This window comes from Mesorhizobium sp. CA4, from assembly GCF_020165075.1.
Taxonomy (GTDB): Bacteria; Pseudomonadota; Alphaproteobacteria; order Rhizobiales; family Rhizobiaceae; genus Mesorhizobium.
In genome coordinates this window covers 144,434-166,375 of sequence record NZ_JAIUHK010000008.1, presented here as the reverse complement: position 1 = coordinate 166,375, position 21,942 = coordinate 144,434, and the positions used below count along the sequence as shown (strand labels likewise).

Here is a 21,942-nt window from a genome sequence, read left to right as displayed (position 1 = left end):
ATTGCCGCTTGCAGGATCGGAAAGCGGCAGCTATAAGCCCGCGGTCTGGTCACGGAGTGTAGCGCAGTCTGGTAGCGCACCTCGTTCGGGACGAGGGGGTCGCAGGTTCAAATCCTGCCACTCCGACCAGAAAAACAAGCACTTAAGTGCTGCGATCCCGCCCTCCCGCATTAACCTTTCATCGTCGAACGGCGAGCCGGATTGGCTGCTGCCGCCCATTGTGCTCGACAGCCGGCCCTTACTTTGACCTAATGGCGTCTTGTCCTTGGTTCGTGGAGCGCGGAGCCGCAGAGCGGCTAATTGAGGAATGACGTTCAAGTTTATAGCCATCTCGATCGCGATGCTGCTTCTGGCGGCGGGCTGCTCATCGACCACCGCGTCGATCAGCCCGGCGAAATACGACAAAATGAACTGCCCCGAGCTCAACAGTGCGGTCGGCGACACCGCGACCGATATTTCTCGTACCGCAATCGCTCGCGGCAAGGTCGCCAACACCAGCGTGCCGACATGGCTGCTCGGCGGCGAGCGTGTGAAGACGGCGATCGCCAACCGCGAAACCGCCCGGATCGAACGGCTGCAGCAACAGCAGCAGGTGATCGTCGCGACGCGGAACCAGAGGTGCCCATCCTCGCTCTGAGGCGAGCGAGGATAAGCTTGCCCGCTTCAGGCACTCATCCTGAATCGTGCCGTATCGATCGCCGCGTTCATCAGCGTCTGGGTGTAGGCTTCGCGCGGATTGTCGAAGATCTCCTGCGTCGGCCCTTCCTCGACGATCTTTCCCTGCTTCATGACGATGATGTAGTCGGCCATGGCGCGCACCACGGCGAGGTCGTGGCTGATGAAGAGGTAAGACAGCTCGTGGTCGGCCTGGAGCTTGCGCAGCAGCTCGACGATCTGCTTCTGCACCGAACGGTCGAGCGCCGAGGTCGGCTCGTCCAGCACCACCACTTTCGGCTTCAGGATCATGGCGCGGGCAATGGCGATGCGCTGGCGTTGGCCGCCGGAGAATTCATGCGGGTAGCGGTTGCGCGCATTGGGATCGAGGCCGACTTCGCGCAGCGCCTCGACGGCGCGCTGGTCGCGCTGCTTGCCGGTCAGCGACGGCTCGTGCACCAGAAGCCCTTCGGTGATGACCTGGCCGACGGTCATGCGCGGCGACAGCGAACCGAACGGATCCTGGAAGACGAGCTGCAATTCGCGCCTGAGCGGGCGCATCGCCCGGCGGTCGGCTTCTGAGATGTCGCGGTCGCCGAAGCGGATGACACCGTCGTTCGGAAGGAGCCTGAGCAGCGCGCGGCCAAGCGTCGACTTGCCTGAGCCCGACTCACCGACGATGCCGATCGTCTGGTTGCGCTTCAGCCGGATCGAGATCTTGTCCACCGCGCGCAGCATCAGCGGCTCGCCGCCGAACAAGCCGCCGCCGATCTTGAAGACGACCTCTACGTTGCGGCCTTCGAGCAGCACCGGGGAACTGGCGGGCGGCGCTGCTTTGGTGCCGGTCGGCTCGGCCGCGAGCAGCATTTTGGTGTAGGCATGCTGCGGGTTGGCGAAGAGCGCTTCCGCCTCGCCCTCCTCCACCACCTCGCCCTGGCGCATGACATAGACCCTGTCGGCGAAGCGGCGCACGATGCCGAGATCGTGGGTGATGAAGACGATCGCCATGCCGAGCTTGCGCTGCAATTCGGCGAGCAGCATCAGGATCTGCGCCTGGATGGTGACGTCGAGCGCAGTCGTCGGCTCGTCGGCGATCAGGATGTCCGGGTCGTTGGCCAGAGCCATGGCGATCATGACGCGCTGCCGCTGGCCGCCCGACATCTCGTGCGGATAGGATTTCATCCGCCGCTCGGGATCGGGAATGTGCACCAGCCGCAAAAGCTTCAGCGCTTCTTCCCGCGCCGCAGCCCCGGATAGCCCGCGGTGCCGGCGGATCGGCTCCATCAGCTGGTTGCCAATGGTGTAGAGCGGGTCGAGCGAGGTCATCGGCTCCTGGAAGATCATGCTGATCTTGCGGCCGCGGACCTGGTTCAGCTCGCTTTTGGTCATCTCCAGAAGATTGCGGCCGCGATAGTCGACCTGGCCTGTCGCCTCGCCATTGGAGGAAAGCAGGCTCATCGCCGCCATCATCGTCTGGCTCTTGCCGGAGCCGGATTCGCCGACGACGGCGACCGTCTCGCCGGCATTGACCTTGATGTTGATGCCCTTGACGGCCTCGACCGTGCCGTCGAGGGTCTGGAAGCGGACGCGCAGGTCCTTGACGCTGAGGATCGTTTCGGCAGCCATGTCCGCGGTCCCCATCTTTATCGATCCTTCGGATCGAGCGCGTCGCGCAGGCCGTCGCCGACGAAGTTCAGCGCGAACAGCGTCGAGACGAGGAAGAAGGCCGGGAACAGGAGCAGCCAGTTGGCATAGCCGATGTTCTTGGCGCCGACCGAGATCAGCACGCCCCAGCTGGTCATCGGCTCCTGCACGCCGAGACCGAGGAAGGAGAGGAAGCTTTCCAGGATGATGACCTGCGGCACCAGGAGCGTCATGTAGATAACCACCGGCCCGAGGAGGTTCGGAATGACATGGCGCAGCAGGATGCCGCGCTGGCTGACCCCCATGGCTTCCGCCGCCTGGACATATTCCTGCCTGCGGATCGACAGCGCCTGGCCGCGCACGATGCGCGCCATGTCGAGCCACAGCACAGCGCCGACGGCCAGGAACATCAGCACGAAGTTGCGGCCGAAGAACACCACCAGCATGATGACGAAGAAGATGAAGGGCAGCGAATAGAGCACGTCGACGATGCGCATCATCACCTCGTCGACCCGGCCGCCGGCAAAGCCAGCCGCCGCGCCGTAGATGACGCCGATGACGCCGGCGACGACGCCGGCAAGCAGGCCGATGGCCAAGGATATGCGCCCGGCCATCAGCGTGCGCGAGAGCAGGTCGCGGCCGGTGTTGTCGGTGCCGAAGAAGAAATATTGCTGCTTCACGGCCGAGCTCATGGTCACTTCCAGGCCGTCGGGCGACTTGTTCTCGATCCTGGTATCATCGAAGGCGTCGGAGCGGTCGAGATAACGGATGTTGCGGTCGTCGATCGGCTTGGTCGAGGTGATGGTCACGATGACGCGATTGCCGTCCTGGTGCCATTCCTTGATCTCGGCGCGCATGCGCTTGATGGCGTCGCCCAGCGCACCCTGGATCATGTCGGGTTTTGGATAGGCCGAAAGGCTCGGCGGCATGCGCACATAGTCGCCATAGATGGTGGTGTATTGATGTGGCACGGCCCACGGACCGCAAATGCTGATGACGGCGATAAAAGCCAGGTAGTAGAGGCTGAGCATCGCGGCGCGGTTGCGCTTCAGCCGCGCCCAGGCATTGCCCCAGAGCGAGCGGCCGACGATCGGCTCGGGAACCGCGACGGCGAGCTCAGTCATAGCGCACCCTTGGGTCGACGACCGCGTAGAGCAGGTCGACGATCAGGTTGAAGACGATGGTGAAGAGCGCGATCACCACCACGGTTCCCATGACCAGAGTGTAGTCGCGGTTGAGCGCGGCATCGACGAAGTAGCGGCCGACCCCGGGGATGGAGAAGATCGTCTCGACGATGATCGAGCCGGTCAACAGCGCGGCTGCCGCCGGGCCGGTGAAGGAGACGATCGGCAGCACGGCGCCGCGCAATGCGTGCTTGACGACCACCGACCAGTCGGAGAGGCCCAGCGCGCGGGCGGTGCGGATATGATGCGAACGCAGGCTCTCAATCATGGAGCCGCGCATCAGGCGGGCCACGATGGCGATCTGCGGCAAGGCCAGCGTCAGCACCGGACCGACCTTGTTGATCAAGGCGCCGTCGCCCCAGCCGCCGATCGGCAGCAGCTTCCAGGAAAGCCCGAACACGAGCTGGATCACCGGCGCGGTGACGAAGGTGGGGATGGTGCTGCCGGCGGTGGCTAAAGCGATCACAGAATAATCGCCTATTTTGTTCTGGTTGAGCGCCGCGATCGTGCCGAGGATCGAGCCCAGCACCAGCGCCAGCACCAGTGCCGAGGTACCGATCTGCACCGAGATCGGCAGACCCTTGGCGAAGAGTTCGGTGACGGTGAAATCCGGCAAATTGTAGCTCGGGCCGAAACTGCCGCGCAAAAGATTGCCGAGATAGTGGACATATTGCAGCCAGAGCGGATCGTTGAGACCGAACTGGGCTTCGAGATTGGCCCTGATCTCAGGGCTCAAGCCCCGCTCCTGGTTGAACGGGCCGCCTGGCGCGACGCGGATCAGGAAAAACGCCACTGTCACGATGACGAACAGCGTCGGGATGGCGGTCAACAGCCGCCGGAAGACATAACGCAGCATCGGCGCCCCGCTTCAGCCAGGGCGACAGGCTCTCCAGTCGAAGATCCGTGGCGCGCCGGCATCTCTGATCTTCGCACCGGGCAGCCTGAAAATCCAATCCGACTTTCGGCCCGGCACGACGACAGACCGCGACCGCCGCTCCCAAAAAGAGAGCGGCGGTACGGCCAAGGTTTCTTGTCAGTCCTTGGAGATGAAGCGGGACGGATGAATGTCCATCACATTGTCTTCGAAGCCATGCACCTTCGAGGAAACGATGTCGTGGTAGCTGTAGTAGAGAAGCGGGATCTCGCCGACGTCGTCGACGAGGATGCGCTCGGCTGCGGCGAGGTCCTTCATGCGCTCCTCAGGCTTGCCGCCGGCGGCAGCTGCCTTGTCCATAGCGGCTTCATAGGCAGGGCTGTTGTAGTTCGAGTAGTTGTTGCCGCTCGCCTTGCGCGAGATGCCGAGAAAGGTCTCCGGATCCTTGTAGTCGGCGATCCAGGCGGCGCGGGCGACGTCGTAGTTACCCTTCTGCTCGAGGAAGCTATAGTGGGTCTTGGTGTCGGTGTTGAGCAGCGTCACCTCGACGCCGAGCGGCTTCAGCTGTTCCTGGATGGCGACCGCCGTGTTCTTGTGGTTCTCCGAGGTGTTGTATCGGATCTCCATCTTCAACGGATGCTCGGGCGTGTAGCCGAGCTTTTCCAGGATCTTCTTGGCCGCATCCTCGCGGTCGATCTGCGGCATGTCGGCATATTTGGCCAGTGCCGGCGTGTAGCCCTCGATGCCCGGAGGCACCATCGAATATCCAGGCAGCATCGAGTTTTGCCAGACCTTCTCGGCGAGGAAGTCGCGGTCGATCGCCATCGAGATGGCGTTGCGCAACTCGACATTGTCCCAAGGCGCCTTGTCGGTCTTGATCGCATAATAATAAGTACCGAGATATGGCCCGACGCGGACCTGGTCACCGAATTTGGTTTTTAGATCGGCGAGCTGTTCGGTCGGCAGATCGCCATAGCTGTCGAGTTCGCCTGCTTCGAAACGCTTCATCGCCGACGAGCGATCCTCGGTCGGGATGTAGTTGACCACGTCGAGCTTGACGCTCGCGGCGTCCCAGAACTTCGGGTTCTTGACCAATTTCAAATGGTCGTTGGGAACCCACTCGGCCAGCGTATAGGCGCCGTTGGAGACCAGCTTGCCCGGCTTGATCCAGTCGGCGCCGAGCTTGTCCATGGAAGCCTTGTTGACCGGATAGGTCGCCTGGTGGGTCAGCATCTCCAGGAAATAGGGTGTCGGAGCCTTGAGCGTGACTTGCAGCGTGTTGGCGTCGATCGCCTTCACGCCCATATCCTCGGCCTTGCCTTTTTTGGTGTTGAAGTCCTCGGCGCCCTTCACCGGATAGAGCATCGAGGCGTATTCTGCAGCGGTGGCCGGATCTTCCAGCCGATGGAACGAATAGACGAAGTCGTCCGCCGTCACCGGAGTGCCGTCCGACCAGAGGCCGTCCTTGCGCAGCTTGAAGGTGTAGACGGTGCCGTCATCCGATACTGTCCAGCTTTCGGCGGCGCCCGGAATGAGGTTCGTCTTCTGGTCATGCATGACGAGGCCCTGGAACAGGTCGCGTATAATATCGGCTTCATAGACTGTGGAAGTCTTATGCGGATCGACCGTCTCCGCCTCGGCGGCGGCGCCGCGGTTGTAGACAGTCTCGGCGAAGGCCGGCGTGTAGAATGTGCCGGCGGCCAAGGCCAATGTGGTGGCGAACACCGTCGCCTTCAGCATGTTTTTCAGCATGAAGTTTCTCCCTATCGGCGCAGCCCCTCAGCCGCGCCTTCTTAAGTTTTGACACCCCGGAACCGTTGAAACGGCCCCGTTTCAGGCGTGCCGCCGGTCCCTTCCGGCGGCTGGTGGCAGCAGACTAGACACAGCGAAATCTGATTTCAACCATTGCCTGCTTGACGCAAAGTGAGCGTCATCACGCTAAAACAGCGAAAACTAAAGCTAGAGCTTGCCTTCAACTTGGCACACCTGCCGGTTGTTCGACGCGTTTTCTGTTTTTGCAGGCAGGTTTTGGCATTCTCCGCGCCATGCTGAAAAACCGAAAATTCCCCGTTTTGTGGTGTCGTTTCCGGGCTGACGCCACGGGTACGTCGGCAATCGAATTCGCCATGCTGGCGCCGATCTTCATCCTGCTTCTGCTCGGCATGGTTGCATATGGGATTTATTTCGGCGCCAGCCATTCGGTACAGCAGATCGCCGCCGATGCGGCGCGCACGGCGATTGCCGGCCTCAACCAGACCGAGCGGCAGGCGCTGGTTACCGATTTCGTCGCTCACGAGGTCTCGGGCTATCCCTTCGTCGATCCCAACAAGCTGACCGTCAATGCGCAGGACAGCGCCGCGGACGGCAGCCAGTTCGTCGTCTCGGTCACCTACGATGCGCGCAACCTGCCGATCTGGAACCTGTTCCGGACGCTGCCGTTGCCGGGCACGACGATCCAGAGTCAATCGACGATCCGCGTCGGAGGGATATGATGCGGGCCAAGGGGGGATTGATTGCGGCGACACGTAGGCTGCTCGCCGACCGGAGCGCGAATTTCGCCGTCATGACGGCGCTATGCACGCCGGTGGCGCTGGCGCTGACCGCCTTCGCGATCGACGAAGGCTCGCTTTACAACGAGCGGCGCGCCGCGCAGTCGATCGTTGACCTCGCCGCCATCACCGCGGCCTCGAACATCACCAATGCCCAGCAGGCGGTGCTGACGACGCTCGCCGACAACGGCATCACCTCGGTCGCCGTACAGCAACAGGGCACCACTGTGGCGCCAACCGCCAGCAAGGCGGTCGTCCAGATCTTGCCGGGGCGCTACACGGGCGTCAGCACCATTGCCGCCGGCAGCCGGTTCGAGGCGGGCAAGCTGCCCTACAATGCCGTGCAGGTGTCGCTGAAGAAGCAGGGCACGCTCTATTTCGCCGGCTCGATCATGTCGCCGCCCACCCTCGGCACGACGGCAATCGCCAGCGCGCAGCCGCAAGCTGCTTTTTCGGTCGGCTCGCGGCTTGCCAGCCTCAATGGCGGCATTCTCAACGCGCTTCTCGGCGGCCTTCTCGGCGGCAACATCTCGCTCAGCGTGATGGATTACAATTCACTGGTGTCGGCCGATGTCGACGTTCTTTCGTTCACCGATGCGCTGGCGACGCAATTGCATCTGACCGGTGTGAGCTATTCCGACGTGCTCGCCTCCAAGGCAACGATCGGCCAGATCGCCACCGCCATGGCAAACGTGCCGGGGCTGGACCGCACGGCCAAAATCGCCTTGCAGACCATGGCTTCCAGCGCCACCAACACCGTCAAGGTGCCGCTCTGCAATCTCGCCAATCTCGGCTCGGTGGGTAGCCTCGGCCTCGGACAGAAGCCAGCCGGGCTTTCTGTCGGCGCCAGTGCCATGAGCATGTTGACGGCGGCGGCGGCACTGGCGAACGGCAACAACGAGGTCCAGGTCAATCTCGGCGCCACCATTCCGGGGCTGACATCCGCCACCCTCGCCGTGGCCATAGGTGAGCCCTTGCAGTGTTCACCCTGGCTGGCTGTAGGAGAATCGGGCAGCGTGGTGCGCACCGCGCAGACGCGCATCAAGCTCAACGCCGACGTCACCGTCGGCAATTCCAATCTCGGCGGCGGCACCAGCCTTGTCGCCGTCCACCTGCCGCTCAATGTCGAAGTGGCCTATGCCGAAGCCAAGCTGACCGACATCAGCTGCCCGACCGGGCCGTCGAGCATCAATGTCTCGATCGCCGCGCAGCCCGGCGTCGTCTCGGCGCATCTTGCAAACAGCAATGCCAGCGGCTTTGCCGACTTTACCCAACCGCAGTCCTTCTCCAACGCCGATATCGCGGACCTGAGGCTGTTGCTCATCCCGCTGCTGCAGGTGACAGGCTCGTCGGCCTTCTCGGTCACCAATATGGCGCCGACGAACCTGACCTTCAGTGCCACCGATATCGCCAACAAGGCGATCAAGACGGTGTCGACAAAGAACCTGACGCAGTCGCTCACGACATCGCTGGTCAACAACCTGTCGCTTTCGATCGATGCGCTGGGGCTAGGCCTCAATGTGACCGCCCTGCTCGGCACGGTGAAACCGGCGGTAACGACGCTGCTTAACGGCGTGACCGCGCCGGTCGACAGCCTGGTCTACAACGTTCTGGGGGCGCTTGGCGTGCGTGTCGGCGAGGCCGACGTCCGGGTGACCGGCGCGACCTGCGGGCGTTCGGTGCTGGTTCAGTAAGCTGCGGTCAGCCAATCCTGCCGACGAAACTGCCCAGAGGCGGCAGCGCCAGCACGCTGTCCTCGACAACACCAGTCAGAATGCCGGCGGCGTCAACGTCAAATGCCGTTATCTCGGCCTGGCCGATCTCCGTGGGCAGCGCCCAGCCTGTTGCCTCGGCCGAGAAATTGAAAACGCAAAGCAGCCTTTCGCCGTCGCGCTCGCGGACAAAGGCGAGCACATCGCCTTCGGCATCGAGAAAGCGGATCGCGCCTTGGATCAGTGCGGGATGGCTCTTGCGCAAGGCAAGGATCGAGCGATAGGCGGCAAGCACCGACCGCTCCTCGCCATCCTGGACGTCGACCGCCCGGGCGCGATGCGCCTGCGGCACCGGCAGCCAGGGCTTGGCCGTCGAAAAACCGGCATTCTCGGCCGCCGCTTCCCAGACCATCGGCGTGCGGCAGCCGTCCCTGCCCTTCACGCCCGGCCAGAAGCGGATGCCGACGGGATCGCGCAGATCCTCATAGGCTAGCTCCGCCTCCTCGAGGCCGAGTTCCTCGCCCTGATAGACGCAGATCGACCCGCGTAGGCAGGCAAGCAGCGCGATCGAGAACTTGGCCACTGCATCCGGGCTCTCGCCGGGCCGCGTCCAGCGGCTGACATGGCGCACGACGTCATGGTTGGAGAAGGCCCAGCAGACCCAGCCGTCCGGGGCGGTCGTCTCGAACGCCTCCACGCAGCCGCGCACATGGACGGGGGAAAATTGCGGCCCAAGCAGGTCGAACGTGTAGCACATCTGCAATTTGTCGCCGCCGGAGACATAGGCGGCGAGCGTCTGCAAGGAACGCTCCTCGTCGCCCACCTCGCCGACCGCGGCGCGGTCCGGATATTCGTCGAGCAGCGCGCGGAAGCGTTTCAGGAAGTCGAGGTTCTCGGGCCGCGTCTTGTCGAAAAGATGCTCCTGGAAGCCATAGGTGCTGGTCGCACCATTGGTTCCGGCGACGCTTGACGCCAAGGGCGGGTTGTCGCGCAGCCAGCGGTCGTGGACATAGTAGTTCACGGTGTCGAGCCGGAAGCCGTCGACGCCGCGCTCCAGCCAGAAGCGTACGGTGTCGAGGACCGCATCCTGCACCTCCGGATTGTGGAAGTTCAAATCCGGCTGCGCGGCGAGAAAATTGTGCATGTAATATTGCCGGCGGGTGGCGTCCCATTCCCAGGCCGGCCCGCCGAACAGCGATTGCCAGTTGTTGGGCGCGCTGCCATCCGGCTTGGCGTCGGCCCAGACATACCAGTCGGCCTTGGCATTGTCGCGGCTGGCGCGGCTCTCGACGAACCATTCGTGCTTGTCCGACGAGTGCGAGATCACCTGGTCGATGATGAGCTTGAGGCCGAGCCGGTGCGCCTCGGCGACCAGCGCGTCGAAATCCTCCAGCGTGCCGAACATCGGATCGACGTCGCGGTAGTCCGACACGTCATAGCCCATGTCGGCCATCGGCGACTTGAAGAAGGGCGAGAGCCAGACGGCGTCGACGCCGAGGGAAGCGATATGGGCGAGCCGCGCGGTGATGCCCTTGAGGTCACCGCTGCCGTCGCCGGTCGTGTCCTGGAACGAGCGCGGATAGACCTGGTAGATGACGCAGCCGCGCCACCATTCGCTTCCTTGCCCGGAATTGTCGCCAGCCATCACAAGCCCTTCCCGTTGCGCGATTTAGCGGCACGCCGCTCGACCATGAAACCGACGCTTCGACCAGGTAGCGGCCGCGCGAGATCGTCCGGCTCTGTCGCGACCGCCGGACGCCATTCAAATCCGTCGCGTGCAGGCAAGGTGAAGACGCATTGCCGGCGATCGCCATTGATCATGACGGCAAGGCGGCCGCCCTCATTGTCGGCGAGCAGCATGACGAGGCGATGTCGTCCGGGATCGTTCCAGTCGGCCTCGCCGAGCGGCGCGCCGGTCTCGGCCAGCCAGGCCACGTCGGGAATTTCCGATCCGTCGGCTGGCTCGCCGGTCAGGAAGCGTGGATCGGCCAGTGCAGGCGAGGCCCGACGCAGTGCAGCCAGCGACGATGCGTATTGCTCGAGCGCCTGATCGCGGCCTGCCCAGTCCAGCCAGGTGATGGCGTTGTCCTGCGCATAGGCGTTGTTGTTGCCCTTTTGCGTGCGGCCGAACTCGTCGCCGGCGGTCAGCATGATGGTGCCGCGCGAGGCGAAAAGCGTGGCGAGCAGCGCGCGCTGGTCATCGAAGCGCGCCTTGGCAATCGCAGCTTCGTCCGTCTCGCCCTCGGCGCCGTTGTTCCATGACAAATTGTCGTTGTGACCGTCGCGATTGTGCTCGCCATTGGCCTGATTGTGCTTGCGCTCATAGGCGACGATGTCGGCCAGTGTCATGCCGTCATGCGCGGCGATGAAATTGACTGTGCGGCTCGCCTGTTGGCCCTCTCTGCCGAAGACGTCGGAGGAACCTGCAAGCCGTGTGGCCAAGGCGCCGACCGCGCCGGCATCGCCATGCCAGAAGCGCCTGACATCGTCGCGGTAACGGTCGTTCCATTCGAGGTATGGCGGGCGGAAATTGCCGAGCTGGTAGCCGTTCGGGCCGATGTCCCAAGGCTCGGCGATCAGCACGCGGTCGGCGAGCACGGGATCGCCGGCGATGGCCTGAAGCAGCGGCGCTTCCGGATCGAAGGCACCGTCAACACGTCCAAGCACCGGAGCCAGATCGAAACGGAAGCCGTCAACGCCGGCGCAGCGGACGAAGTGGCGAAGCGTGTCGAGCACCATTTCCCGCACCACCGGATGGTCGCAGGCGACGGTGTTGCCGGTGCCGGTGTCATTGACCAGCCGGCCGTCCGGCTGATGCCGGTAGTAGGCCAGCGCATCGAGCCCGCGCAGCGACAGCGTTGGCCCCAGCCGATCGCTCTCGCCGGTGTGGTTGAAGACGAGGTCGAGGATGGTGCCGATGCCGGCCTTGCGCAGCGCCGCGACCGTGTCGCGCAGTTCCTTGAGGCCGCCGGGGGCAAGGCGCGGATCGAGCGCCATGAAGGTGACGGGATTGTAGCCCCAGGCGTTGCTCAGCCCCAGCGGCGGCAGATGCCGCTCGTCGATTGATGCGGTGACCGGCATCAGTTCGACGGCGGAGACGCCGAGACGCTTCAGGTGCTCGATGATGGCCGGATGGGCGAGCGCCGCGATGGTGCCCCGCTGCGCTTCCGGCACGTCCGGATGCAGCCTGGTGAAGGAGCGGACGTTGAGCTCGTAGATCAAGCCGCCGGGCCGGAACAGCGGCGGCTGGGGCGGCACCGGCTTGGGCAGGGATCGCGCTACCGCCTTCGGCATCAGCGAGGTCGTGTCGGCGCCTTCGTTGCGTTTGGCGGCAAGCCGCCAATGATATTGGTATGGACGATCGAGCTGGACGGCATAGGGATCGGTGAGAAGCTTGTTCGGGTCGAACCACAGGCCGCGCTCCGGAGCATAGTCGCCATCGGCGCGAAGGCCGTAACGCGTGCTGTCGCCAAGGCCGGGGACAAGGAGCGCATGCACGCCCTCGCCTTCCGGATTGAGTTCCAGCCGGTCGATCTCGCGCGCGCCGCTGTCGTCGAAAAGCGAGATCCACAGGCGTCTCGCCGATGAGGACCAGACGGCGAAGCGGATGCCTTCGGGGGTGACGGTGGCGCCGAGGGTCATGCGCGCGCCTCGCCTTCTCCCCTTGCGGGACAAGGTGAATCGGCGCGCAGCGCCGAGACGGACGAGGGATGTTGGGAGAATTGAGGCGCTGGCGATGTGAGCGCCGGTCTGCGCCAAGCTGGAGCATCCCTCATCCGTCGCCTTCGGCGACACCTTCTCCCACAAGGGGAGAAGGTGGAGACGCGCATCCCCACCCTCAAGTAATCACGCTCGGCTTATTGCGGCCGGTGTGGCTTTTGATGCCGGCGATGTCGTCGGCGGCGGCGATGAGATCCGCGAGCGCTTCCTGCGTGTCGAGGTCGTGCCTTGCCTTGTCCGGCTCGTAGCGCTCGATATAGACGCGCAGCGTCGCCCCCGAGGTGCCGGTGCCGGAGAGGCGGAGCACGACGCGCGAGCCACCCTCGAACAGGATCCGGATGCCCTGGTGCTCACTCACCGAGCCGTCGACCGGATCGCGATAGGCAAAATCATCGGCCTTGGCGATCTTCAGGCCGCGCACGGTCGTGCCGGGCAGCGAGCCGAGCTTGGCGCGCAATTCGTCGACCAGCGCGTTGGCGCGGTCGCTCTCGACCTCCTCATAGTCGTGGCGCGAATAGTAGTTGCGGCCGTAGGTCGCCCAATGCTTGGTGACGATGTCCTTGCAGCTCTCGCCGCGCGCAGTGAGGATGTTGAGCCACAAAAGCACGGCCCACAGCCCATCCTTCTCGCGCACATGGTTGGAGCCGGTGCCGGCGCTTTCCTCGCCGCAAATCGTCGCCAGGCCGGCGTCGAGCAGATTGCCGAAGAACTTCCAGCCGGTCGGCGTCTCGTAGATGCCGATGCCGAGCTTTTCGGCGACGCGGTCGGCGGCGCCGCTGGTCGGCATGGAGCGGGCGATGCCCTTCAGGCCGTCCTTGTAGCCCGGTGCCAGTTTGGCATTGGCGGCCAGCATCGCGACCGAGTCCGACGGGGTGACGAAGATGCCTCTGCCGATGATCAAATTGCGGTCGCCGTCGCCATCGGAAGCCGCGCCGAAATCCGGCGCGTCGGGCCCCATCATCTCGTCGTAGAGATGCTTTGCGTGGACAAGGTTGGGATCAGGATGGTGGCCGCCGAAATCCGGCAGCGGCTTGAAGTTGCGGCAGGTGCCGTCCGGGGCTCCGAGGCGATGCTCGAGGATCTCCTTGGCATAGGGACCGGTCACCGCATGCATGGCGTCGAATCGCATGCGGAAGCCTGATTTGAAGAGCTTCCGCAGCGCCTCGAAGTCGAACAGGCTTTCCATCAATTCGGCATAGTCCTTGACCGGGTCGAAGATCTCGACGGTCATGTCGCCGGCCTTGACGGTGCCGATCGTGTCGATATCGACGGTGCCGATATCGGCGATCTTGAAGCTCTTGATCTGCTTCGACTTGGCGAAGATCGCGTCGGTGATCTTTTCCGGCGCCGGACCGCCATTGCCGGCATTGTATTTGATGCCGAAATCCTCGTGCGGGCCGCCCGGATTGTGGCTAGCCGACAGGATGATGCCGCCGAAGGTCTTGTATTTGCGGATGATGTTGGAGGCAGCGGGTGTCGAGAGAATCCCACCCTGCCCGACCATCACCTTGCCGAAGCCGTTGCCGGCGGCGATGGCGATGGTCTTCTGGATGACCTCGCGGTTGTAGAAGCGGCCGTCGCCGCCGATCACCAGCGTATTGCCTTGAAACCCATCCAGCGCATCGAAGATCGACTGGATGAAGTTCTCGGCATAGTGCTCCTGCTGGAACACCGGCACCTTCTTGCGCAAACCGGAGGTGCCAGGTTTCTGGTCGGTATAGGGTTTGGTGGGGACGGTTTTGATCATGCCTCAGGCAGCCCTTTTCGAAAGCAGCAAGCGATAGAGTTCGACGTATTTTTCGGCGCTCTTGTCCCAGGAGACATCGGCCTTCATGCCCTGGCGCTGGATCGACGTCCAGGTCGCCGGCCGCGCATGCTGCTCGACCAGCCGCTGGATGGCATGCAGCATCGCGGAGCCATTGTTGGGCGCGAACTGGAAGCCGGTGGCGACACCGGCCGACAAGGCGGCCTCGTTGGCGTCGATGACGGTGTCGGCCAAACCGCCCGTGCGGGCGACGACCGGCACGCAACCATAGCGCAGGCCGTAAAGCTGGGTAAGCCCGCAGGGCTCGAAGCGGGACGGAATGATGATGGCGTCGCAGCCGCCTTGCATGACATGCGAAAGGCCTTCGTCATACCCGACGACGACGCCGACGCGGCCGCGATGGCGGGCGGCGGCGGCAAGCAGCGTGCCTTCGAGGCCGGCGTCGCCCGAGCCCAGGATGGCGAGGCACGCGCCGGCGGCAACGATGCCGTCGACGACCGCGGCCAGTATATCCATGCCCTTTTGCCAGGTCAGTCGGCTGACGACGCAGACGATCGGGCTGCCGTCCGCCTCCAGGCCGAACCGCTCTTCGACCGCTTTGCGGTTCTTGGCGCGCGCGGCAAGCGTTTCGGCCGAATAATTGGCGACCAGATGCTTGTCGGTCTGGGGGTTCCAGACGTCGATATCGATGCCGTTGACGATGCCGTAGAGGTCGCTGGCGCGCATGTTGATCAGGCCGTCGAGGCCCATGCCGAATTCCGGCGAGCGGATCTCCTGCGCATAGGTCGGGCTCACCGTGGTGATCGCCCAGGCGGCCTGGAGACCGGCCTTCAGGAAGCCGACGCCGCCGTAATATTCGACGCCGTCGAGTTGCATCGCCACGCTCGGCAGGCCGAGCTCACCGAAGATGCCGGCGCCGAACTGGCCCTGGAAAGCAAGGTTGTGCACGGTGATCAGCGACGGCACGCCGACTGCCTTGCCGTAGCGCATATAGGCAAGCGTCATCGCCGACTGCCAGTCATGGGCATGCACGATATCGGGCTGGTAACCGGAGATGGAACCGCCGGCAATGTCGCCGCCCGCTTGGCTCAAAGCCGCGAAGCGGCGCCAGTTGTCGGGCCAGTCGGCGCCGGAAGCGGTGCCGTAAGGGCCGCCCTGGCGATCGAAGAGATGCGGGGCGTCGAGCACGAAAAGATCGAGGTCGCCGATCTTGACGGCATGGATCGAAGCCTTGCCGCCTTGCAGCAGCGGATACTGATAGACTGGTTTCTTCTTGGCGAAGGCAGCCATCACCACGGGGTAGCCGGGAACCAGCGTGCGCATTGCAACGCCCTTGCGGGCAAGCGCGATCGGCAAGGCGCCGGTTACGTCGGCAAGCCCGCCGGTCTTGATCAGCGGGAAGATTTCGGGCGTGACCGACAGAACCTGCATGCGCTCCACATTCCGATCTCAACGTGACAGGTCAAAGTGACAATCTGTTGATCCAGTCGTCAGCCTGCTGATCGACCCGATCAGGCCGCTGATCAACCCTAGCGGGTTGACAGCTGATCAACCCTACAGGTCGATAACTTGTTGATCGACCCTACGGGGTCGACAACTTGTTGATCATGTCCTGCGTGATCAGGCAGATGCCCTTCTCCGATACGCGAAAACGCTTGGCGTCGAGCGCCGGGTCCTCGCCGACCACAAGCCCCTCCGGGATGTGGACGCCGTGGTCGATGACGACGCGCTTGAGGCTCACGTTGCGACCGACCTGCACGTCGGGCAGCATCACCACTTCTTCGAGCTTGGAATAGGAATTGATGCGCGCCCCGGTGAAAATCAGGCTGCGGCGCAGCGAGGCGCCGGAGACGATGCAGTCGCCGGACACCAGCGAGGAGATCGCTTCGCCGCGGCGGCCGTCCTCGTCATGCACGAACTTTGCCGGCGGCTTCAATTCGGCATAGGTCCAGATCGGCCAGTCGCGGTCGTAGAGGTCGAGCTCGGGCGTGATGTCGGTCAGGTCGATATTGGCTTCCCAATAGGCGTCCACGGTTCCGACGTCGCGCCAGTAGGGCTCGGCCTCATGCGAGGAACGCACGCACGACTTGGCGAAGCGGTGGGCGATCGCCTTACCGTGCTGCACGATATAAGGGATGATGTCCTTGCCGAAGTCGCGGCTGGAGCCGGGCTCGGCCGCGTCGCGTCGCAATTGTTCCATCAGGAACTTGGTCTTGAAGACATAGATGCCCATCGAGGCCAGGGCGAATTCCGGCTTGTCCGGGATGCCTGGCGGATCGGCCGGCTTTTCGACGAAGGCGATGATGTTGTCCTTGGCATCGACATGCATGACGCCGAAGCCGGTCGCCTCCATGCGCGGCACTTCCAGGCAGCCAACGGTGACGTCGGCGCCGGCGTCGACATGCTGGCGCAGCATCAGCTCGTAATCCATCTTGTAGATGTGGTCGCCGGCCAGGATGACCATATATTCGGGGCCGTAGGCCTCGATGATGTCGATGTTCTGGTACACGGCATCGGCCGTGCCTTCATACCACTGCGTTTCGGAGACGCGCTGCGATGCCGGCAGGATGTCGAAGCTTTCGTTTCGCTCCGGCCGCAGGAAGTTCCAGCCGCGCTGCAGGTGGCGGATCAGCGAATGGGCCTTGTATTGGGTGGCGACGCCGAGGCGGCGGATGCCGGAGTTCAACGCATTGGAGAGGGCAAAGTCGATGATGCGTGTCTTGCCGCCGAAATAGACGGCGGGCTTGGCACGCCGGTCGGTCAGCTCCTTGAGGCGGCTGCCGCGGCCGCCGGCCAGCACATAGGCCATGGCATCGCGCGCCAGCGGCTGGGTTCTTTTGATCTCTGCCATTTTGTTACCCTCCCAAACAAGCTGCCCGGACCGTTGCAAGAGCAGGATGAGACATCATCTGCTTCAGTCCGTGAAGAATTCCAGCATGATCGTCGACAGCGGCGGCAGAAGCATCGTCGCCGATGTGCCGCCCCCTTCCCCGCTCGCCTCGACCATGCCGCCGTTGCCCATGCCGGAGCCGCCATAGTCGGCGGCATCCGTATTGATGATTTCGCGCCACTTTCCCGCCTTCGGCAGCGGCACGCGATAGTTCTCGCGCGGCACCGGCGTGAAATTGGAGATGACGGCGATCGGGTTGCCGTCCGGCGCGCTGCGCAGCCAGGCGAAAACCGAATTGTCGCGGTCGTCGACGATCAGCCAGGAAAACCCCTCCGGCTCGCAGTCACGTGCGTGCAGCGCCGGGCGCGAACGGTAGAGATAGTTCAGGTCGCGCACCGTCTGCCAGACACCGCGGTGCGGCGCGAATTCCAGCAGGTTCCAGTCGAGCGCGCGTTCCTCGCTCCACTCGCGCCGCTGGGCGAATTCCTGGCCCATGAACAAGAGCTTCTTGCCGGGATAGCCCCACATGAAGGCGTAATAGGCGCGCAGCGTGGCGAACTTCTGCCAGTCGTCGCCGGCCATCTTGTGGAGCAGCGTGCCTTTGCCGTGCACGACCTCGTCATGCGACAGCGGCAGGACGAAATTTTCCGAGAAAGCGTAGACCAGGCCGAAGGTAATCTCGTTGTGGTGGTGCTTGCGATAGATCGGCTCCTTGGAGAGATACTCCAGCGTGTCGTGCATGAAGCCCATGTTCCACTTGAAGCCGAAGCCGAGGCCGCCTTCATGCACGGGACGCGACACTTTCGGCCATGAGGTGGATTCCTCGGCGATCGTCATCACGCCGGGGTGGTGGCCATAGAGCTCCTTGTTCATCTTCTGGAGGAAGCTGACGGCCTGCAGGTTCTCGCGCCCGCCCTTCTCGTTGGGGATCCATTCGCCGGCCTTGCGCGAATAATCGAGGTAGAGCATCGAGGCGACCGCGTCGACGCGCAGGCCGTCGACATGGTATTTCTCGGCCCAGAACAGCGCATTGTTGACGAGGAACGACACCACCTCGCGGCGGCCGAAATTGTAGATGGCGGTGTTCCAGTCCGGGTGGAAACCCTGGCGCGGATCGGCATGCTCGTAGAGCGCGGTGCCGTCGAATTTCACCAGCCCGTGCTCGTCGACCGGGAAATGCGCCGGCACCCAGTCGAGGATGACGCCGACGCCGGCGCGATGCGCGCCGTCGACGAAACGGGCGAAGCCGTCCGGATCGCCGAAGCGGGCCGTCGGCGCATAAAGCCCGGTGGTCTGGTAGCCCCAGGATGGATCGTAGGGGTGCTCCGAGATCGGCAGGAACTCGATATGGGTGAAGCCGGTCTCGGCCACATAGGGGATCAGCCGTGCGGCGAGCTCGTCCCAGGAGAGGAACGTGCCGTCGTCGCGGCGTTGCCAGGAGCCGGCATGGACCTCGTAGATCGAGATCGCCTCGCGCCGGGGATCGGCTTTCTGCCAATAACTGCGATGCGCCTCGTCGCCCCATTGATGCGCCATGGGCGGCGCTGTCACCGAGGCGGTCGCCGGGCGCAATTCCGATTCGAAAGCGAACGGGTCGGCCTTCAGCGGCAGGCGCACGCCGTCGGGCCCGATGATCTCGAACTTATAGGGCTTGCCCGCGCCGATATCGGGAATGAACAATTCCCAGATGCCCGTGTCCTTGCGGTCGCGCATCGTGTGGCGGCGGCCGTCCCAGTCGTTGAAGGCGCCGACCACGGAGACGCGCCGCGCATTGGGCGCCCAGACAGCGAAATGGACGCCGGTGGCGCCCTCATGATCGATGATGTGGGCGCCGAGCTTGTCGAACAGCCGTAAGTGCGAGCCCTCGGCCATATAGTAATCGTCCATCGGGCCGAGCACCGGACCGAAGGAATAGGGATCGGTCAGCCACCAGTCGCCGCCGGCATTTTTGGCGTGATAGCGCAGCGGCTGGCGCTTGCGGATCGAGACCTTGCCCTCGAAGAAGCCGGCATCGTCACTGCGGGAAAGCTCGCCGACCTCCTTGCCGGTCAGCGTGTAGGCGGTGACGAATTCGGCATTGGGCACGAAGCAGCGGGCAATGAAGCCCTTGCCGGCTTCATGCACGCCCAGGACCGCGAAAGGATCGCCATGCGTTCCGGCGACAATCGCCGCGACATCGCCGGCTGGCGCCAGTCCGTCCGGCCCGCTTGTCGCAGCGGTCGCGCGCGGCTTGCTCATCAAACGGTCGCCCTCCCCGGGCACCTTGTTCTGGCGCATGCCTCGCTCCGGCATGCGCTGTTCTTTGTCTTGGTGCATGTCGTGATCCCAAAACCGCTACGCACTTTTGGGCGACATGCATCTGGCCACATTCTTTGTGGCTCATGCAATCATATCAGACGGGCACGTTCCAGATGTCTTTCGCATATTGACGGATCGTGCGATCGGACGAGAACCAGCCGACGCGGGCGACATTGCGGATGGCGCGCGCATACCAGTCGGGGCTGTTGCGCCACACGGCGTCGACCTCGCGCTGGCAGGCGGCGTAGGAATCGAAGTCGGCCGCCACCATGAACCAGTCGCTCTGGTAGAGGCCGTTCATCAGGTCGCGATACCGGTCGGGATCGTCGGGCGAGAAGACGCCGGAGGAAATGGCCGATACCGCCTGTGACAGCTCGGACGAGGCCTCGATCACGCCGCGCGGATTGTAGCTATTGTTGCGCCGCTCGGCGACTTCGGCCGTGGTGAGGCCGAAGATGAAGATGTTGTCGTCGCCGACATGTTCCTTGATCTCGACATTGGCGCCATCGAGCGTGCCGATGGTGAGCGCGCCATTCAACGCGAACTTCATGTTGCCGGTGCCCGATGCCTCCATGCCGGCGGTCGAGATCTGCTCGGAGAGGTCGGCTGCCGGCATCATCACCTCGGCCAGGCTGACATTGTAGTTCGGCACGAACACGACTTTCAGCAGGCCGCGCACCGATGGATCGCCATTGATGACTTTCGCGACGTCATTGGCCAGTTTGATGATCAGCTTGGCGTTGTGGTAGCTTGGCGCCGCCTTGCCGCCGAAGAATTTCACGCGCGGCATCCAGTCCCGCTCGGGATGCGAGCGGATCTGGTCGTAAAGCGCGATCGCCTCCAGGATGTTGAGCAGCTGACGCTTGTATTCGTGGATGCGCTTGACCTGGATATCGAACAGCGCCGACGGGTCGAGCCTGATGCCGAGACGATCGATGACGAGGTTGGCGAGCCGCGCCTTGTTCTGCCGCTTCACGGCGGCGAACTTTTCGCGGAAAGCGGCGTCGTCGGCGAGCGGGTCGAGGTCCTTGATCGCCTCGATATCGTCCATGAAGCGGTCGCCGATCGCCTCGCGGGCGAGCGAGGTCAGGCCCGGATTGCACTGGATCAGCCAGCGCCTGGGCGTGATGCCGTTGGTCTTGTTGTTGATGCGGTCGGGATAGAGCTTGTGGAGATCGGCGAACACCGTCTCCTTCATCAGCTCGGTGTGGAGCGCCGAGACGCCGTTTATCGAATGCGAGCCGACGAAGGCCAGATTGCCCATGCGCACGCGGCGGTCGCCATTTTCCTGGATCAGCGAGATGCGGGCGATCTGATCGCCCGAGAACTGGTTGGTGGCACGGGCCTCGAGCAGCACCTGCGCATTGATGGCGTAGACGATCTGCATGTGGCGCGGCAAAAGCCGCTCGAAGAGCGGCACCGGCCAGCTTTCCAGCGCCTCGGGCAACAGCGTGTGGTTGGTGTAGCCGAAGGTGCGCTTTGTGATGTCCCAGGCCTGGTCGAAGTCCATGCCATGGACGTCCATCAGGAGCCGCATCAGCTCCGGGACGGCGACCGCGGGATGGGTGTCGTTCAAGTGGATCGCCGCCTTGTCGGGCAGCGATTTCAGGTCGCCATACTGGCTCAAATGCCGCTGGACGATGTCCTGCAGCGAGGCGGTGGAGAAGAAATATTCCTGCCGCAGCCTCAGCTCCTGGCCGGCCATGTGGGAATCGGCCGGGTAAAGCACGCGCGACAGCGCGTCGGCCTTGTTGCTCTCGGCCAGCGCGCCGATGTGGTCGCCGGCGTTGAACTTGTCGAGCAGGATCGGGTCGATCGGCATGCCGGACCAGAGTCTCAGCGTGTTGACGCGCCTGGCGCGCCAGCCGGCCACCGGCGTGTCGTAGGCGACGGCCAGCACATGCTCGGTCGGCTTCCAGACGTGGCGTTCGACCCGGCCGTCCTTCGAGGTGATCGATTCCACCGAGCCGCCGAAGCCCACCTCGAAGGAACGCTCGCGCCGTTCGAACTCCCAGGGATTGCCGTGATCGAGCCAGGTCTCCGGCAGCTCGACCTGCCAGCCGCCGTGGATTTCCTGGCGGAACATGCCGTTGGCGTAGCGGATGCCGTAGCCATGGGCGGGGATGTCGACGGTCGCCATGCTTTCCATGAAGCAGGCGGCGAGACGGCCGAGGCCGCCATTGCCGAGCGCGGCGTCCGGTTCGAGCCCCGCGATCAGGTCGAGGTCGACGCCGAGGGAGGACAGCGCCTCGCGCATGTTCTCCATCAGACCGAGATTGGAGAAGGCGTCACGCATCAGGCGCCCGATCAGGAATTCGAGCGAAAGGTAGTAGACGCGCTTTTCCTGCTGGTCATAGGCTTCCCTGGTTGCCTGCATCCAGTGGTCGACGATGCGGTCGCGGACGACCTTGATCGAAGCCGTCAGCCAGTCATAGGGCGTCGCGACGGTTGTGTCCTTGCCGACCCGGTATTTGAGCGACATCAAGACCTCCTCGGCGAGGGTCTTGGGGTCGGGATTGTCGAGAACAGGGGCTTCGATCGTCATGGCGGATGTCATTTCGCCTCTCGTTCAACTGGCGTGATCATAACGGCTTGTATCGTCCTCCCAGCCCCATCCTAGTGCATTGCAGCATGGGTTCAATCGATTTAGTC

The 21,942-nt window shown here is 63.7% G+C and carries 14 protein-coding genes and 1 tRNA gene; 4 read left to right on the top strand and 11 right to left on the bottom strand.

Annotated features, from left to right (window positions below; genetic code table 11):
• The first annotated feature begins 52 nt into the window (after positions 1-52).
• Positions 53-129 (top strand) — tRNA-Pro (locus tag LB528_RS09435).
• A 178-nt stretch (positions 130-307) separates the two neighbouring features.
• Entirely contained in the window at positions 308-637 is a 330-nt protein-coding gene (locus LB528_RS09430; protein WP_224515589.1) for a hypothetical protein, read from the top strand.
• 26 nt (positions 638-663) lie between these two features.
• Here LB528_RS09430 and LB528_RS09425 read toward each other — a convergent pair whose 3' ends face one another.
• The 4 genes from LB528_RS09425 to LB528_RS09410 all read right to left on the bottom strand — a co-directional run bounded on the left by LB528_RS09425 (position 664) and on the right by LB528_RS09410 (position 6,108).
• Positions 664-2,280, bottom strand: a complete 1,617-nt coding sequence (locus LB528_RS09425) for an ABC transporter ATP-binding protein (RefSeq protein ID WP_224714651.1) — start codon at positions 2,278-2,280, stop codon at positions 664-666.
• Between the two features lie 17 nt (positions 2,281-2,297).
• Complete coding sequence (locus LB528_RS09420) at positions 2,298-3,422, bottom strand: ABC transporter permease (RefSeq protein WP_224515582.1); 1,125 nt, start codon at positions 3,420-3,422, stop codon at positions 2,298-2,300.
• On the bottom strand, positions 3,415-4,338 hold the full coding sequence (locus LB528_RS09415; RefSeq protein WP_224515579.1) for an ABC transporter permease subunit: 924 nt from the start codon (positions 4,336-4,338) through the stop codon (positions 3,415-3,417). The genes LB528_RS09420 and LB528_RS09415 overlap by 8 nt, the downstream gene beginning before the upstream one ends.
• A gap of 177 nt (positions 4,339-4,515) precedes the next feature.
• Positions 4,516-6,108, bottom strand: coding sequence for a peptide ABC transporter substrate-binding protein (locus LB528_RS09410; protein ID WP_224714650.1), 1,593 nt, complete (start codon positions 6,106-6,108; stop codon positions 4,516-4,518).
• A gap of 374 nt (positions 6,109-6,482) precedes the next feature.
• Between LB528_RS09410 and LB528_RS09405 the strand changes: the two genes are divergently transcribed.
• Positions 6,483-6,848: a TadE family protein gene (locus tag LB528_RS09405; protein ID WP_263487083.1), complete on the top strand. Its 366-nt coding sequence runs from the start codon at positions 6,483-6,485 to the stop codon at positions 6,846-6,848.
• The gene (locus tag LB528_RS09400; protein WP_224515575.1) at positions 6,845-8,599 is read left to right on the top strand and encodes a TadG family pilus assembly protein; all 1,755 of its coding nucleotides are present in this window, start codon (positions 6,845-6,847) and stop codon (positions 8,597-8,599) included. Before LB528_RS09405 ends, LB528_RS09400 begins: the two co-directional genes overlap by 4 nt.
• 7 nt (positions 8,600-8,606) lie before the next feature.
• On the opposite strand, the gene LB528_RS09395 is transcribed toward LB528_RS09400, so the two are convergent.
• The 7 genes from LB528_RS09395 to LB528_RS09365 form a co-directional block, all read right to left on the bottom strand.
• Positions 8,607-10,262 (bottom strand): alpha-glucosidase family protein, encoded by a 1,656-nt coding sequence (locus LB528_RS09395; protein WP_224714647.1) that lies wholly within the window; start codon positions 10,260-10,262, stop codon positions 8,607-8,609.
• Positions 10,262-12,259: a glycogen debranching protein GlgX gene (glgX, locus tag LB528_RS09390; protein WP_224714646.1), complete on the bottom strand. Its 1,998-nt coding sequence runs from the start codon at positions 12,257-12,259 to the stop codon at positions 10,262-10,264. Before glgX ends, LB528_RS09395 begins: the two co-directional genes overlap by 1 nt.
• Positions 12,260-12,455: 196 nt before the next feature.
• Complete coding sequence (locus LB528_RS09385; RefSeq protein WP_224714645.1) at positions 12,456-14,084, bottom strand: alpha-D-glucose phosphate-specific phosphoglucomutase; 1,629 nt, start codon at positions 14,082-14,084, stop codon at positions 12,456-12,458.
• A 3-nt stretch (positions 14,085-14,087) separates the two neighbouring features.
• Positions 14,088-15,533 carry a glycogen synthase GlgA gene (gene glgA / locus LB528_RS09380; RefSeq protein ID WP_224714643.1) on the bottom strand — a complete coding sequence of 482 codons (1,446 nt, stop codon included), beginning with the start codon at positions 15,531-15,533 and terminating at the stop codon, positions 14,088-14,090.
• 151 nt (positions 15,534-15,684) lie between these two features.
• Positions 15,685-16,953, bottom strand: coding sequence for a glucose-1-phosphate adenylyltransferase (gene glgC, locus LB528_RS09375; RefSeq protein WP_224714641.1), 1,269 nt, complete (start codon positions 16,951-16,953; stop codon positions 15,685-15,687).
• Positions 16,954-17,016: 63 nt separating this feature from the next.
• Positions 17,017-19,230 (bottom strand): 1,4-alpha-glucan branching protein GlgB, encoded by a 2,214-nt coding sequence (gene glgB, locus LB528_RS09370; protein ID WP_224714675.1) that lies wholly within the window; start codon positions 19,228-19,230, stop codon positions 17,017-17,019.
• Positions 19,231-19,384: 154 nt separating this feature from the next.
• Entirely contained in the window at positions 19,385-21,847 is a 2,463-nt protein-coding gene (locus tag LB528_RS09365; RefSeq protein WP_224714640.1) for a glycogen/starch/alpha-glucan phosphorylase, read from the bottom strand.
• Positions 21,848-21,942: the final 95 nt, after the last annotated feature.